Origin of the sequence: Cohnella sp. GCM10012308, from assembly GCF_042649185.1 — a bacterium.
In the GTDB taxonomy this organism is placed as follows: domain Bacteria; phylum Bacillota; class Bacilli; order Paenibacillales; family Paenibacillaceae; genus Cohnella.
Genome location: NZ_JBHRYU010000017.1, coordinates 122041 through 136956 on the forward strand (window position 1 = coordinate 122041; position 14916 = coordinate 136956).

Genomic DNA, 14916 nt, shown 5'->3' on the forward strand with positions numbered 1-14916 from the left:
CTGCCTTCGGTCAGCGTCCGGTACGGAAGCGTTGGGCGTGCGCCCTCGCATCTTCGACGCTGCGAACCCGATTGCGGCTCCATTCAAGCAATATTCTGTCCATGTACCGAAAAGAAAGCTTGCCCGCAAATACGGATTCCTTGAGGGCGAACAGGATCAATTCCTCCGCGTACTTGTCCTGGTCGAGCCAGCCGGCGATCGTCTCCGCCTCCATCGGCGAGATCGGGCGCCCGAATTCCCGCTCGAATACCGCGAACAGGCTGACCGCTTCGGCATTCGGACCATCCTCCGGGGCGGAGCGGGCGCCGGCTGCCGTGGCCGCGGCACTCTGTGCGGAAAACGAGCCTTGCGGACCGGCAGCCCGCACAGGGGCTTCGCCCGATACGATCAGTTGGGCGACGGCCTGGAACAGGCCGGCCAGATTGTACCGCTCGGCCCGGATGCCCGATACCGGGTCGCTTACCTCGTCGATCGCGATCAAGCCGCGGCGGATGAGCTTCTGAAGCGACTCCCCGATGACGGCGCCGGAAGCCCCGAGCCGCTGCTGCAGCTCCTCCATCGTGGGAAAATCGTTTTGCTCCAGCTGCCTGAAGGCGATCACCTGAATAAGCAGCATGCATTCCGTATCGGACAGACCGAGCATCCGGTAGACGCGCAACAGCGCGTAAGGAATGCTGGCCGCGCCGTCCATGTAGGCTTCGGCCAGGCTTGCAGCCATGCCCCCGGCATCATTCATCGACTGCCGCCTCCTTGGCTGTCACGACGAGCCTGTAGGTGTCGCGCGCGATGAGGAGCTCTTCGTTCGTCGGTACGACGAGCACCTCGATCTTGGAGGCATCCTTCGAGATCCGCCGCGGATCGCCGGAGCGGACGCGGTTGCGCGCTTCGTCGAGCTCGATGCCAAGGAACGTCAGCCCCTCGCAGACCGCCTTGCGCAGCACGTCCGAGTTTTCGCCGACACCTGCCGTAAATAGAAGCACGTCGATGCCGTTCATCGCGGCCGCGTAGGCGCCGACGTACTTGCGGATGCGGTAGACATACATCTCGAACGCGGTCTTCGCAGGCTCGCTGCCTTCGTCCATCGCCTGCACGACTTCGCGCATATCGCTGCTGATGCCGGAGATCGCGATCAGACCGCTATGCTTGTTCAGCATGGAGTTAACCTCGGACAGCGTCAGCTCTTCTTTGTTCATCGCATACGGCACGATCGCAGGATCCAGGTCGCCGCTGCGCGTGCCCATCATGAGCCCCTCGAGCGGCGTCATGCCCATGCTCGTATCGAACGACTTGCCGCCCATTATCGCCGTGCAGCTCGCGCCGTTGCCGATATGGCAGCTGACGATCTTCAGCTCTTCGAGCGGCTTCTCCAAATATTCGGCAGCCCGCTTGCTCACGTAATCGTGCGACGTTCCGTGAAAGCCGTAACGCCGAATCTGATGTTTGCGGTAGAGCACCATCGGAATCGCGTACAAGTACGAGGTCTTGGGCATCGTCTGGTGAAAAGCCGTATCGAAGACGACCGCCTGCGGCACGTCGGGCAGGTTCGACTCGACGGCGAGAATGCCCATCATATGCGCCGGATTGTGCAGCGGCGCCAGGTCGAACAGCTTGCGGACCTCCAGCTTCACGTCAGCGTCGATGAGCACGGACTCGCTGAACGTCTCGCCCCCGTGAACGATCCGGTGGCCGACGGCCTGCACCTCGTCGATATTGCGCAGCACGCCGAACCGGCGGTGCGTCAGCATATCGAGCACCTTGCGCACCGCTGTCGTATGCTCGAGAATCTCGCTGACCTCGCGCACTTCCGGCTGCCCCTCGACCTCGTGCGTCAAGATCGACGACTCCATGCCGATCCGTTCCACGCGGCCTTTGGCGAGCACGTTTTCCGTTTTCATGTCGTACAGCTGATACTTCAGCGAGGAGCTCCCCGCATTAATGACGAGTACGTTCATGACCTGCGCTCACCGTCCTTCGTATACTGGAAGAAGCCTTGTCCCGACTTCACGCCGAGCTGTCCGGCGCGAACCTTCTTCTTCAGCAGGATCGACGGCCGATACTTGAGCTCGCCGTAGTCTCTGAACATCCGGTCGAGCGCCGCCCACACCGAGTCCAGGCCGAACCGGTCCGCCATCTCCAGCGGGCCGTATTGGAACTGGTACCCGATGCGCATCGCCGAATCGATATCCTCTGGCGAAGCGACGCCTTCCTGGAGCACGTTCAACGATTCGTTGATGAGCAGGCAGATCAGCCGCGTCGTCACGAAGCCGGGCGATTCGAACACCATGACGCCTTTTTTGGACAGATCCCGCTCGATGAATTCCTTCGTCCGCTCGAACGTCTCGTCCGACGTCTGCAAGCCCCGTACGATTTCTACCACGTCGATCCGGAACGCGGGATAGACGAAATGCATGCCGATCACCCGCTCGGGATGCTTGGTCACGCTGGCCAACTCGGTGAGGCTGAGCGTCGACGTATTGCTCGCCAGCACGCGGCCTTCGGGTATAATATCGTCCAGCTGCTGGAAAACGGACTTTTTGCTTTCCAGATCTTCGCTGATCGTCTCGATAATCAAATCGCACTGAGCCAGATGCTCCAGCGAGGGCTCGGCATGGATTCTGTTCAATATGAGTTTTTTCTCCGCCTGCGTTATAGCCCAACGCTCGATTTGACGGTCGAGGTTTTTTTCGAGCGCGAGCTGCGCCTGCTTCAGGCGCGCGCCGGAGCTGTCGGTCATATGCACGTCCAGCCCTTTGCCGGCCAGCATCTCCGCGATGCTCTGGCCCATCGTCCCTGCTCCTACAACGCCGATCGTCCGAAACATCCGCCGTTCCCCTTCCCCATTGCACGTTCTGCGTCCAACCTGACTTTCCCATATTAACATACCCGCTCTCCGACATAAACCGACGGAGCTTGCGGAATCCGGGAAGGGTTTGAGGCAGTTTTGCGTCGGGAATGTGACAAGCGCAAATAACGGTTCCTTGCGGTTCAGCCGGTCAGCTTCAATGCGTATGTCCGGAGCGTTCGGTCGCCCTGGTACCGGATTGCAAAACGTCCGCCAAACAAGCGAGCAACCGGTCGATCTCTTCCGCTGTCCCGACCGAAATACGCAGACAGCCGGGCAGCTCCCATCCGGATCCGCTCCGAACGATGACGCCCCGCCTCAGCAGCCCGTCGTAAATATAGGCTGCCCGGCGGCCGAAGTCCGCGAGCACAAAGTTGGACTGCGACGGCACGGAGCGAATGCCAAGACGCCCGAGTCCCTCGCGAAGTCGTATGCGGCCCGCCGCATTCGTACGCAGCGTCGCTTCAAGATGCGCTTCATCGTCCAAGGCGGCTGCCGCGGCGGCCTGAGCGAGCGCGTTGACGTTAAATGGCTCCTTGACGGCGAGCATATGGGCGATGACGTCCGTCGGTCCCGCGGCGAATCCCGCCCGTATGCCCGCGAGTCCGTAGGCCTTGGAAAAGGTCTGCAGCACGACGAGCCGCGCTCCCTCCCGCAGCAGCTCGAATCCGTCGGCATAATCCCGGGCATCCGCGAAATGCGAGTAGGCGGCGTCCAGCACAAGCAGGCATCCGTCCGGGAGCCGCGATCGCAAATGCGCAAGCTCCGTCTTCGTCATGTAGGTGCCGGTCGGATTGTTCGGCGAGCAAACGAAGACCAGCTTCGTGCGCGCATCCACCGCAGCCAACAGGTCGCGGGCCCGCAGCTCGTAGGAATCGGGTAACGGAACTGCGATCGTCTCCGCGTTCATCAGCCTCCCGCCAAAGACGTATTCGCTGAAAGACGGCGCGAACGTAACGATTCGCTCGCCTGGCTCGAGATAAGCTTCGCAGATCAATGTGATGAGCTCATCGGCGCCGTTAGCGACAATAAATTGGGACGGGAGAAGGGATAGCTTCGATGCCAGCTTGCTTCTCAAAAAAACCGCGCGATCGTCAGGGTACCGGTGAATGTCGGGCAGCATCTCGCGCATAGCCTGAAGGGCGAGCGGAGACGGGCCAAGCGGATTTTCGTTCGATGCCAGCTTAATGACCCGTTCGAGTCCGAATTCGGACTTGATATCGGAGATCGAACGTCCGGGTACGTAGGGCTGCATAGCTGCGATCACCGCGCGCGGGGACGGACTTCGCGCGTCTTTCCCATCATTTTCCTGGACGTCATTTCCTGCGGTCTGATTTAACGGCTTCATGCTTGGATCATCTCCTGAATGTTTAATAACGTTATATTATATTAACGCGTTAATATAGTAAAGCATTAACGTAAAATAAAACTGCAATTCGCAATTAGGCTTCGAATTGCAGTTTCTTTAAACCAATTCCCTATTTCACGCTGGTCTCGGCCGATTCGTCCACAAGCACGGTAGCAAGCTGTTTTTTCCAGCTGTCCAAATATTTGTCCTCCTTCGCCCATTGCGCCATAATCAGGGACTCGTTCGATTGAAGCGGAATGCGTAGCGGATCCTGATCTCCGCCCAGCATATGATAGGGATAGATCACCAGCTCATCGTCAAGCACGATGACGAGCATGTCCTCGTTGGGCGAGGAATAAGCATCCTTGGCGCCCGGCTCGATCTGGAGAATCTGGGACCAGGTCGGATAAAGCGTGTCGAATTTGTTGATCGAATCCGGCAGCGGGGTCGACAGCTCCGTCAGCGTCTTGTTGGCAAGCGGCGCGTAGGACTGCCCGGCCGTGTCTGCAGCCGCCGCTACCCAACTGCCGGTACGGCGGATAATCGACCACTGTTCAGTGCGCTGGTCGGACGCGGCATCCTTTTGGGCGACAGGCGTCTCGGTGGCCTCCGCGGTTTTCATCGCCTCTTCCAGCGAAATATGCGGCTCGGCTTCAGGCTCGAACGTCGCGCGCTGCGCGCTTGCAGCCAACTGGTCCATATCTTTAACCCACCGATAGACGCGATTGGGTGCATCCGACGGATTTTGCTCTACTGATACATATTTGTTGCCGACGAACAGCAGCCGCTCGGTGAGCGGCGCCGCGGACGATTCGCGAAGCGCCTTCAGGTCGGTCTTGGCGGCATCCTTGCCTGTCACCGGATAAGCGATCAGCTTCTGGGCGGTTGCCGCGCTGCCCGCGTCGGACGATACGGCTTCGATCTTCCAGAAGTTCTGGCCGTAAGGCATAACGATGCCGTCGCCCTGCGCCTCCAGCTCGAACTGCCCGTCCGTCGGCGCGATAAAGAGCGTGCGGTAACTGCTCGCGACGCTGCCGTCTTCGCTCTTAGGGTCTGCGCGAAGGCCGAGCAGCAGCGCGGAGTGGAGCTCCGCATTGGCGTCCGCGAACAACGGGGATTCGGTGCCGGCGGTCTGTCCGGCCATCTGCAGGTTGATCGTGCCGGCGGGTCCGCCGGAGCCGAACGACCAATGCCACAAGCCTACGAACAGAAGCAGCATGGCCATCGCGGCGAGACCCGCGCCGTGCCAGCCGAACCGAAGAAACGGATGGCGGCGCCCCTCGGGGCGTTCGATCGCTTCTTCGATGCGGGCGACCAATCGCGCGTCAAAACCGTGCTTGATGAGCGGGCCCCGCGATAGCAGCTGTTTGAGGTCTTTGTCATTCGGTTCCATGGCCGTTGCGCTCCTTCATTTTCGCGATTTTGCGACGAGCGTGAAACATCCGAGACTTGACGGTCCCTTCTGTCACGCCCAGCACATCCGCGATCTCCTTGAGAGACAGCTGATGGTGCGCGTACAGGATCAGCACCTCGCGCGACTTGACCGGCAGCTTAAGCACTTGCTTCCACAGGTCGTTCACGGCGTACTGCTCGATGACGTCGTCCTCTACGGAGCGCCGTTGTCCGGTGTCCAGGCTCCAATCCGTAAGCGACACCCGCCGGATAAACGCGGAGCGCTGATGGTCGATCACCGTATTGCGCGTGATCGTAAGGAGCCAGGTGCGGATGGACGAGTCGCTCCGGAACGTGTCCAGGTTTTTGAAAACCTTGACGAATACGTCCTGCGTAATATCGTCCGCCACGTCCCACTTCCGCGTCAGGCTGTAGGCAAAGTTCCATACCTCTTTGCCGTAAGCGGTCATCAGCTCGTGGAGCACCGTTTTTTTGTCGTCGGAATCGCTCATATATTTTAAGTATTCGAAATTGGCGTCAGAGTTCTGCAAACAACCACCTCATTATTGGACGAAGACAAATGACTTCCGGTTCAAATTATTATGTTACCACAATTATTTGGATCGGTCATTTCCTGTCGCCTCCGGGCAAATCAGGCGCCGGTTCGCAGGAGCGGGAATGAAAAAAGACCGCCCCGCAGCCTTGCTCGGCTAAGCGGGACAGCCTCATGGCTGCCGGTCAGGCAGCAACGGCGCTCAGATGCATGCGGAGCTCTTCGCCCGACAGCGTCTCCTCGCGGATCAAAATGGCAAGCAAATTCGCGAAAGTCTCCATGTGACTCGAGAGCAGCTTCCTGGTGCTGTCCGTCAAGGCGTCCAGGATCCGCCCGTTTTCCTTGGACCACTGCTCCGCGGTAAGCGCCTCGGGATGAATGATGCCGAGTTCCGTCATGCCCGATTCGATCAGCGTCTTGACGATATTGGTCGCCTGGTCGAAGTCGCCGCGCGAGCCGGTGCTCCGGCCGCCGTAGTGCAACTCTTCCGCAACCGCACCGCCGAGCGCGATCTGGATCTGCGCCTCCAGATAGGTTTTCGTATACAGATAGCTGTCCTTGCGCGGATGATGGCGTACGTAACCGAGCGCCTGCCCCCGCGGCGTCAGCGACACTTGCGCGACGCTGCCCGGGCGCACGCTCTCGGCGACGATGGCATGGCCGAGCTCGTGAAGCGCCACGCGCTCCCGCTCCTCGCTCGTCGTCTCGCGGTCCATCCGCTCGCCCATCATAACCTTGTCGATCGCCTGAGCCAGATGCGCCGGCCTCAGGACCTCGCTCTCCTCGCGCATGGCGTAGATCGCGGCTTCGTTCATGACGCTCTCAAGCTGCGCGCCGGAGAAGCCGAACGTCTCCTCCGCGACCTTATCCAGTGACACTTCTTCGGCCAGCGGCTTATTTCTGGCATGCAGGCGGAGAATATGCTCGCGTCCGTGCCTGTCCGGCATATCTACTTGGATGTGCCGGTCGAAGCGTCCGGGACGGGTGAGCGCATTGTCGAGCAGCTCCTTGCGGTTAGTGGCCGCAATGATCAATACGCGGACCGACTCGTCGCCTTGGATGCCGTCCATCTCGGTCAAAAGCTGGTTGAGCGTCTGGTCGTACTCTTTGTTCTGGGAGCCGTCGCGCTTGCCGCCGATCGCGTCGATCTCGTCGATGAAAATAATCGCGCTGTCCCGCTTCTGCTTGGCTGCCATAGTACGCGCCTGGCGGAAAATATCGCGGATGCGGCCCGCGCCGACGCCGACATACATCTCGACGAACTCACTGCCCGAAGCCGCCATGAACGCCGAGTTGGTATGCTTGGCCGCGGCCTTGGCGAGCAGCGTCTTGCCCGTTCCCGGAGGTCCAGTGAGCAGAATGCCCTTGAGGGGGCGGATGCCGAGCTTGGCTATCCGCTCCCGCTGGACGAGGAAATCGAGCGCTTCTACGAGCTCGCGCTTGGCTTGTTCCTGACCTCCGATATCCTCGAACGTCAAGTAAGCGGGCGGGCGCGACGGTCCCTTGCGCATGGCGCCGCCGAACGCCATCCCGTTGCGCGATTTGGCCATGAACAGCAGGCCGCCGACGAGCCCTGCGCCGAGCAGCAGCGGAAGTGCAGGCACGCCGACGAAAATCATGAAGATAATGAATACGGGCACGAAGCCGATCGCGATCTCTTTGCCGTAGGATCTCCAATTACGCATTCGGCCACACCTCCAATTGCTCGCCCTGGCGAGGCAGAATGACGTACTTGGCGCTGCCGGAAAGGCGAAGGCTGATATACACGTTTTCCTCGTCGATATCCGTGGAAGCGGCAAGACCCGGCGTCTGCGACTGAAGCTTGGCCATCGCATCGCGGATTTCGGTGTATTCCTTGCGGTCCATCGCTTGCGCGACGTCGAACAAAGCCGAACGCCAAATTTTCTCCAGCGCTTCATTATCCGAATTCTCGGCGACCAGCTTCAAGCTCTTGGAGCCGATCGCGCGGGCGCCTTCTTCCTTAACCGTTCTATATACATCCGCCAGATCCGCGGAATCGCTAAGCTTGACCTTAATCGTGACGCCGTCCGCATTCATGTCCGAGCTGGCCGATTCGACGCCCGGCACCTTCGCCGCAGCGCGGTCCAGCGGCTGCTCCACGCCATAATGACGATAAGCAAACCAACCACCGAACAACAGCGCCACCGATACCACGGCCGTCGTCGCTATAGGCAGGATTCGCAATTTCATTTAGGCATTGGCCTCCTTTAGTCTGATATAAAGTGTTGTGTTAATGTCTCTGCTTCAACAATACATCAGCTAGTATATCATAATCTGATAGACTAAATATATATCAACGCTTAAAAAGTTGTGTCAAATATTTGCGAACGGGGTAAATGATAGGTCGCATCCAAAAAAAGACCCGCGCCGTAAGGGCGCAGGCCATAAATAATTGAATTTCGATTCTTTTTATTTTACGAGACCAAATTATAAGTTCTAAGCGCGTTTCCGTCCTTGAAGGAATAAAAGACGATCGCTTGGCGTTTCGAATCGGGATCGTCGATGTAGCGAATCTCCCAAGCCGGTTGTCCCGAAAACCACCCCGGCAGCAGACGCACGATTTTTTTGCCCGGATGGTCCGAATTAAAGCGGTCCCGAATGCCCTCTTCGCTATATCCGTCCCCGGACTTTTCCTTGATCGATCCGTCCTGCCTCAGCCATACGAACCAGTCCGTATCGGAAGCGTCCTTGCCCTCGACGACCCAGACCGAATCGTCCCATACATGCTTCGAAACGTTGCCGATCTTGATCAATCCCGCTTCTTGCTTGGCCTTCGCGACCGCTGCCCGCTCCTCGCCCCGGTATTCGGCATCCGCGCTCCGGATGTATACGACGAAGACCACCGCCACGAAAACGAGGAAGCCAAGGACGATTAACGTCAGTCGCCACCCTGTCCACGCAGACTGCCGTCTCCGCTCCGCAATGCGGCTTGGCGTCATCCCCGCAACCTCTCGAAGCATCGCTGCGCTTCGTAGCGGATCCGTTCGACGTCAAGCGTCAGCAGCTCGCGATCGCGCAAGATCCGCCGACCGTCTACCCACACGTGCGCAACGTCCGCCCCGCTGGCCGAATAGACAAGGTGCGAAATGTAATCGGTACGCGGCATGAAATGCGGCTTGTCGATCGAAACGGCGGTGATGTCGGCCTTGAAGCCCGGACGGAGGCTGCCGGTGACGTCTCCGAGACCGATCGAACGGGCGCCGTATAAGGTCCCCATGCGCAACGCTTCTAGCGCAGGGACGGCCGTCGGATCGCCGGACACGCCTTTGTGGAGCAACGCCGCAAGCCTGATCTCCTCGAACAGGTCGAGATTGTTGTTGCTGGCCGCGCTGTCCGTCCCGAGCGAGACGGTGACGCCTGCGCGCATTAATTCCGGCACTCTCGCCACGCCGCTGGCGAGCTTCAGATTGCTGACCGGATTGTGCGAGACGGCGACGCGGCGCTCGGCGAGCAGCGCGATCTCGTCGTCGTTCAGATGTACGGCATGGGCAACGAGCGAAGGTCGGGAAAAGAATCCGAGCTTGTCCAGGTGCTCGACCGGACGCGCGCCGTATTGCTTGACGTTCAGAGCCACTTCGGCAGCGGTCTCGGACATATGCGTGTGCAGCGGCAAATTGAGCTCGTTCGCGGCGGCCACGATGCGTTCTATATAGTCGGGCGGGCATGTATAGGGCGAATGCGGAGACATCATCACCTGAATGCGGCCGTCTTGCGCTCCTTGCCAGTCCTTCGCGAACTGCACGGCATCGTTCAGCTTCGCCGTCTGGACGTCGGGCGGGCAGAGGCCGATAACGCCGCGGGTAAGCGTAGCGCGCAGGCCAGCCTGGGCAGCAACCTCGGCGACTTTATCCATATGATCGTACATGTCGACGAAGGTCGTCGTTCCGCTAAGAATCATTTCCGCAGCGGCCAGGGACGTTCCCCAGTAGACGTCCTCGCCCGTAAACTTCGCTTCCATCGGCCACATATGATTTTCAAGCCAGTCCTGGAGCACCAGATCGTCCGCCAGGCCTCGCAACAGCGACATCGCCGCATGGCCGTGCGTATTGATCAGACCGGGCAGGAACAGCAGCCCCTTGCCGCTTACGATCTCCTCCGCTTGATCGCGAAGCTCCGCCGGAGGGGCGCCTTCGCCCGATGCGGAGATATACCCGTCTTCGACGTAGAGCCACCCTTCGAAAGTTTGCCGCTCCGCGGACAGCTCCGCAAAAATGCCGTTCTCGATTAGCCAACGTTTCATTGTTCCGCTCCTTCTTCGTCCCCGGATACGCCTGGCTCTTCCGCCCCGTCCGCATCCAGATCGTGATCCATATAATAAGCCAAGCTCAGCAGGTCGCTCGTAAAATCCGCGTGATGAATGCGGATACCCGCGGGAATTTTCAGCACCGTCGGCGCGAAGTTCAAAATCGCCCGGATTCCCGCTTCGACAAAGCGATCCGCGACCTTCTGCGCTTCGCTCGCCGGCACGGTGATGATTCCGATCGAGATCTCCTTGTCCTTCACTTCATGCGGAAGCATTTGAATCGGGTTAACGGTCAGATTGCCGATGGACACGCCTTTTTTGGCCGGATCGTCGTCGAACACCGATACGATTTTCATATTGTCCTTCAGGTACATATTGTAATTGCAAAGCGCGCGGCCGAGGTTCCCGGCACCCACGAGCGCCACGTGAATCGGGCGGTCGAGGTTGAGGATATGGCGGATTTTCTCGATCAGATAACCGACATTATAACCGACGCCCTTGCGCCCGAACTCGCCGAAATAGGCGAGATCTTTGCGAATCTGGGCGGGATTGAGATCGAGCTTGTCTCCGAGATCCTGCGAGGACACGGTCTGTACGTCGCTGATGCTCAGCTCGTTGAGGTAGCGCAGGTAGATCGGAAGGCGCCGGACGACCGCTTCGGAAATTTTGATTTGCTTCAACTGGAGACTTCTCCTTCCCACCCATCGGATTCCTGCTTCGGTTTTTTAGTTCTTGTCCGTTTGGTCTTGATCTTATCGGATGCCGGTGTCTCCGGAACGCCGGTCTCGCCGGACGGAGCGGGCGGCGTATCGCCGGCGGGCGCGGTTTCCGCATCCGATGAGGATTCCGTATCCAATGGGGATTCGGCGTTGGATGAAGCTTCGGCGTCGGATGCCGTTTCCGCGGCAGCGGCGGCATTCGCCGGATGCAGCCATTCCCGCACGCGCGGCACCAGGCCCGCTAGCGGCAAATGCTCCATCTTGGGGCCGGGCAGCGAATACAAAAAGTATTTGCCGTAGCTCGTATCGATGACGCGGGTATCGTACAAAACGACGATGCCCTTGTCCGAAGCGGTGCGCACGAGTCTGCCGAAGCCTTGCTTGAACTTGATGACCGCCTGCGGCAGCGACAGCTTCATGAACGGATTTTTGCGCTGCGCGGTCAATCGCTCGCTCTTGGCCTCCGTCACCGGATGGTTCGGCGGCTGGAACGGCAGCCGGACGATCGCGAGACAGGTCAGGGCATCGCCCGGAAGATCGACGCCTTCCCAGAAGCTGCTCGTACCGAGCAGCACCGAGCGCGGCTGTTCCATGAACTGGCTCGTCAGCCGGCTGCGGCTGCTGCCGTCCATCCCTTGGCCGAGCACTTGAATATCGACCGGCGCGAGCGCGGACTTGAGCGGCTCGTATACAGTTTTCAGCATTTTGTGCGAAGTGAACAGCACGAGCATGCGGCCGCCGGTCTCGGTCGCCACCTCTGCCAGCGATGTCGTCAGCGCCTGCAAAAACGCGGCTTCGCCGTCCCTTCCCTTGATTGACGGGAAGTCCCGGGGAATGAGCAGCAGCGCTTGCTGACGGTAATTGAACGGCGAGGGAAGCCGCGCAGTCCGCAGTCTTCCCTGCCGCTCCGCTTCGTCAAGACCAAGCTGCTCCTTGACGTACTGGAACGACTTGTCGACCGTAAGCGTAGCGGACGTGAGCACGATGCTTTCCTTTTGGCCGAACAAACCGTCCTTCAGCAAGCCGCTGACGTCGGCGGGGACGATATACATCCATAACGAGCGGCTCTTGTATTGGGTGTGTCCCTCGATCCAGTAAACGCATTCCGCCTCCGACATCGAGACGAACGTCTGCAGGTCGCCGCGAACGGAGGACAGCTCCTTGACCGTGCCGTTCATGTCGGTCAGGAGGCTCTGCAGGGCCAAATCCTCGCTTCGGTCGCGGATCTCCGCCAGCAGCTTCTCCAGCGGACGCACGAGATCCGAGAGCCGCAGCACGACATTGTCCCCGTCTACGCGGATCGACTCCCAATCCCTCGGCATCGCGTCCGGCTTAAGACGGTAGCTGAGCCCGCCCGTCTCGTCGGCGGCTGCGCCCGAGGCGAGCAAGCCGTAGAGCCTGTCCGTCCATTGTTCCCATGATTCCCGAAGCTCCTGCACGCGAGGCAGCAACTCCTCCAGCTTTTCGGCCCACGTACCGCTCGCGCTCTCCGCCGTGCCGGTCAACTGCGAGATCAGGCTCGGCAGTTGCCCCGTCCTGTTATCCTTCGCGAGTCTCGCGAGCGCGGAAGGCAATGCGCCGTAACCGATCCGGCGTCCGAGATGGTTGCTCGCCACCTCTTCCATATGATGTGCTTCATCGACGATCAGCCGATCGTAGGCCGGCAGCAGCCGGTGTTCCGCGCGCATGTCGGTGAATACCATCGCGTGGTTGGTAATGACCAGGTCCGCCTTGAGCGCATCCTGCCGCGCGCGGTGGTAGAAGCATTTGCGGAACCAGGGACACTGTCTGTTCAGGCAGGAATCCGCGTCGCTGGCGACGGCGTTCCACTCTTCCTTGGAGCGGCTGCCCAGATTCAGCTCCTCGGCTTCGCCCCGCTCCGTCTCCGACAGCCAGACGGCAAGCTGGCCGCGCGCCACGGCTTCTTCCCGGGACAGCGCGAACGCGGGGGTCTGCATCTGCTGCTCGAACTTGCGCAGGCACATGTAGTTGCTTCGCCCTTTGAACACCGCCGCCTTGAACGGAACGGGCAGCACGTCCTGCAGCAGCGGCAGATCGCGCTGGCGCAGCTGTTCTTGCAACTGAATCGTATGCGTCGTCACGACGATTTTTTTATTTTCTTTTAATCCATAATAAAGGGAAGGCAGCAGATAGCCGAGCGACTTGCCCGTCCCCGTTCCGGCTTCGACCAGCAGATGGGAATCGTCGGCAAGCGCCTGATGAACTTCGTCGTACATGATGCGCTGTCCTTCTCTGGGCTCGTAGCCGGGAAACAGCTCCTTCATGCGATCCGCGACGGTGTCGAGATAGGTCTCGAACGGCATATCGGCGAGCGAGCGCTCCGCCTGCAGACGCTGAGCCTCGCGGCCTTCGTCGTCGTCCGTCCAATCGGCGATCCGCATGGCGAATTGACGGTAGTATTGATAACCTTCCGGCTCTTCGAACCAAGTCGTATCGCGCTCCGCGCGAAGCGACGTCAGCAGCCAGCCGAGATCGCTGCGCTCGCCGTCGGTCAGCTCGCATAGCCGCTCGAGCGTGAGCGTCGGGAGCGCCCGGAGCCTGCCGATGCAGGCCGTCAGCACCTCCGCCGTCGCCAGCGCGTCGCTATCGGCCTGGTGAGGCCTGTCGTGCGCGATGCCTAGACCGTGCGTGATTGCCGTAAGCCGGTACGAAGGCAAAAACGGGAAGACCAGTCTCGCCAGCTCGACCGTGTCCAGCACGCGTCCGGAAAACGGCAAATAACCGCTCTTGTCGAGAGCGGCTTGCAAAAAGGCGGCGTCGAAGCCGGCGTTGTGCGCGACGAGGACGGCATCGTGAAGAAGCGGGACCATCTCGGCCACCGCATCCTCGATCGCCGGCGCATCCGCGACGTCCGCGTCTCCGATCCCCGTCAGCGTCGTAATAAAAGCGGGTATCGAACGGGACGGCTTCACGAGCGATTGAAATACGGAAGACACCGCGCCCGTGTCGTCCACGACCGCGATGCCGATTTGTATGATTTCATCTTGCTGGGACGACGTTCCCGTCGTCTCGAAGTCGAGTACCGCAAATTTCATGAAAGACTTCCTTTCTTGCACTTCGCCTTCATCGCGCATGCGAGCTTGCTGCGCGGGGCAGCTTCAGCCAAGCGCGAGCGCCGACAGTTCTGCGCTGCCGAAGGAGAGCTGTACGCTGGCGGCGTCGCAAATACAGGCGTCCAGATTATGCTTCGCATCGGCGAAGCCGGGATCGAGCTCCAGCGCCTTGCGGAAAAATTGCTGTGCTTGCGCCATATTCGCTTGAACCGCCTGCACGCAGCCCATCGCGTTGTATGCGATCGACTGCAGTTTGGGCTCGTCGGCCGTTCCGGCTACGAGCTGAAAGTGACGGTGCGCTTCCGCGAACTCGCCGAGATGCATCCTGCTCATCGCCAGATAAAGGCGGGCTAGGGACCATTCCGCATACAGGGCGAGCAGCTGTTCGAACTGGCACGCGCACTCGCGGAACATGTGAAGCTTGAAATATCCTTGCCCCTTGATGAACGGAACGGGCCATTCGGCCGGCATAGCAGCAACGGCAGGCTTGGCCTTGCAACCGTCGATATCGCCGGCTTGTCGCCGTCGCCTGTAATCGCCCATCTTTTCCTCGAGCGCAAGCCATGACTCAATGATATCATCACTCATCGATTTTAACACGTTCCATTGCTCTTCCAGCGCCAACTTTTCATCCGGCGATGAATTGGGGTAGCGTTCGATCATCTGGTCCAGCACGTCGTTCATGGCGGAGAAAAAGGGTTGAATCACGGAAGAAGGCCCCCAG

General features: G+C 59.8%; 13 protein-coding genes. All 13 read right to left on the reverse strand.

All coding sequences use genetic code 11. The features are described 5' to 3' along the window. Window positions 1-10 precede the first annotated feature (10 nt). The 13 genes from ACFOTD_RS18825 to ACFOTD_RS18885 all read right to left on the reverse strand — a co-directional run bounded on the left by ACFOTD_RS18825 (window position 11) and on the right by ACFOTD_RS18885 (window position 14900). On the reverse strand, window positions 11-736 hold the full coding sequence (locus ACFOTD_RS18825; protein ID WP_378121446.1) for a DnaD domain protein: 726 nt from the start codon (window positions 734-736) through the stop codon (window positions 11-13). After that, window positions 729-1952 carry an acetate/propionate family kinase gene (locus ACFOTD_RS18830; protein ID WP_378121448.1) on the reverse strand — a complete coding sequence of 408 codons (1224 nt, stop codon included), beginning with the start codon at window positions 1950-1952 and terminating at the stop codon, window positions 729-731. The genes ACFOTD_RS18825 and ACFOTD_RS18830 overlap by 8 nt, the downstream gene beginning before the upstream one ends. After that, window positions 1949-2821, reverse strand: a complete 873-nt coding sequence (locus tag ACFOTD_RS18835; protein ID WP_378121450.1) for a 3-hydroxyacyl-CoA dehydrogenase family protein — start codon at window positions 2819-2821, stop codon at window positions 1949-1951. The genes ACFOTD_RS18830 and ACFOTD_RS18835 overlap by 4 nt, the downstream gene beginning before the upstream one ends. Before the next feature lie 178 nt (window positions 2822-2999). Continuing rightward, window positions 3000-4190 (reverse strand): histidinol-phosphate transaminase, encoded by a 1191-nt coding sequence (gene hisC, locus ACFOTD_RS18840; protein ID WP_378121452.1) that lies wholly within the window; start codon window positions 4188-4190, stop codon window positions 3000-3002. A 130-nt stretch (window positions 4191-4320) separates the two neighbouring features. Beyond that, window positions 4321-5583, reverse strand: a complete 1263-nt coding sequence (locus ACFOTD_RS18845) for a hypothetical protein (RefSeq protein ID WP_378121454.1) — start codon at window positions 5581-5583, stop codon at window positions 4321-4323. Further along, on the reverse strand, window positions 5570-6094 hold the full coding sequence (locus tag ACFOTD_RS18850) for an RNA polymerase sigma factor (protein ID WP_282912795.1): 525 nt from the start codon (window positions 6092-6094) through the stop codon (window positions 5570-5572). Before ACFOTD_RS18850 ends, ACFOTD_RS18845 begins: the two co-directional genes overlap by 14 nt. A gap of 226 nt (window positions 6095-6320) precedes the next feature. Beyond that, a complete protein-coding gene (locus ACFOTD_RS18855; protein WP_378121456.1) occupies window positions 6321-7820 on the reverse strand; it encodes an AAA family ATPase in 1500 nt (499 codons plus the stop codon). Next, the gene (locus ACFOTD_RS18860) at window positions 7813-8346 is read right to left on the reverse strand and encodes a hypothetical protein (RefSeq protein ID WP_378121458.1); all 534 of its coding nucleotides are present in this window, start codon (window positions 8344-8346) and stop codon (window positions 7813-7815) included. The genes ACFOTD_RS18855 and ACFOTD_RS18860 overlap by 8 nt, the downstream gene beginning before the upstream one ends. A gap of 224 nt (window positions 8347-8570) precedes the next feature. Then, complete coding sequence (locus ACFOTD_RS18865) at window positions 8571-9095, reverse strand: cell wall elongation regulator TseB-like domain-containing protein (protein WP_378121460.1); 525 nt, start codon at window positions 9093-9095, stop codon at window positions 8571-8573. Further along, window positions 9092-10396, reverse strand: a complete 1305-nt coding sequence (locus ACFOTD_RS18870) for an amidohydrolase (protein ID WP_378121462.1) — start codon at window positions 10394-10396, stop codon at window positions 9092-9094. The genes ACFOTD_RS18865 and ACFOTD_RS18870 overlap by 4 nt, the downstream gene beginning before the upstream one ends. After that, window positions 10393-11079 carry a redox-sensing transcriptional repressor Rex gene (locus ACFOTD_RS18875; RefSeq protein WP_378121463.1) on the reverse strand — a complete coding sequence of 229 codons (687 nt, stop codon included), beginning with the start codon at window positions 11077-11079 and terminating at the stop codon, window positions 10393-10395. Before ACFOTD_RS18875 ends, ACFOTD_RS18870 begins: the two co-directional genes overlap by 4 nt. Beyond that, complete coding sequence (dinG, locus tag ACFOTD_RS18880) at window positions 11076-14174, reverse strand: ATP-dependent DNA helicase DinG (RefSeq protein ID WP_378121465.1); 3099 nt, start codon at window positions 14172-14174, stop codon at window positions 11076-11078. Before dinG ends, ACFOTD_RS18875 begins: the two co-directional genes overlap by 4 nt. A 63-nt stretch (window positions 14175-14237) precedes the next feature. Beyond that, entirely contained in the window at window positions 14238-14900 is a 663-nt protein-coding gene (locus ACFOTD_RS18885) for a hypothetical protein (RefSeq protein ID WP_378121467.1), read from the reverse strand. Between the last annotated feature and the right edge of the window lie 16 nt (window positions 14901-14916).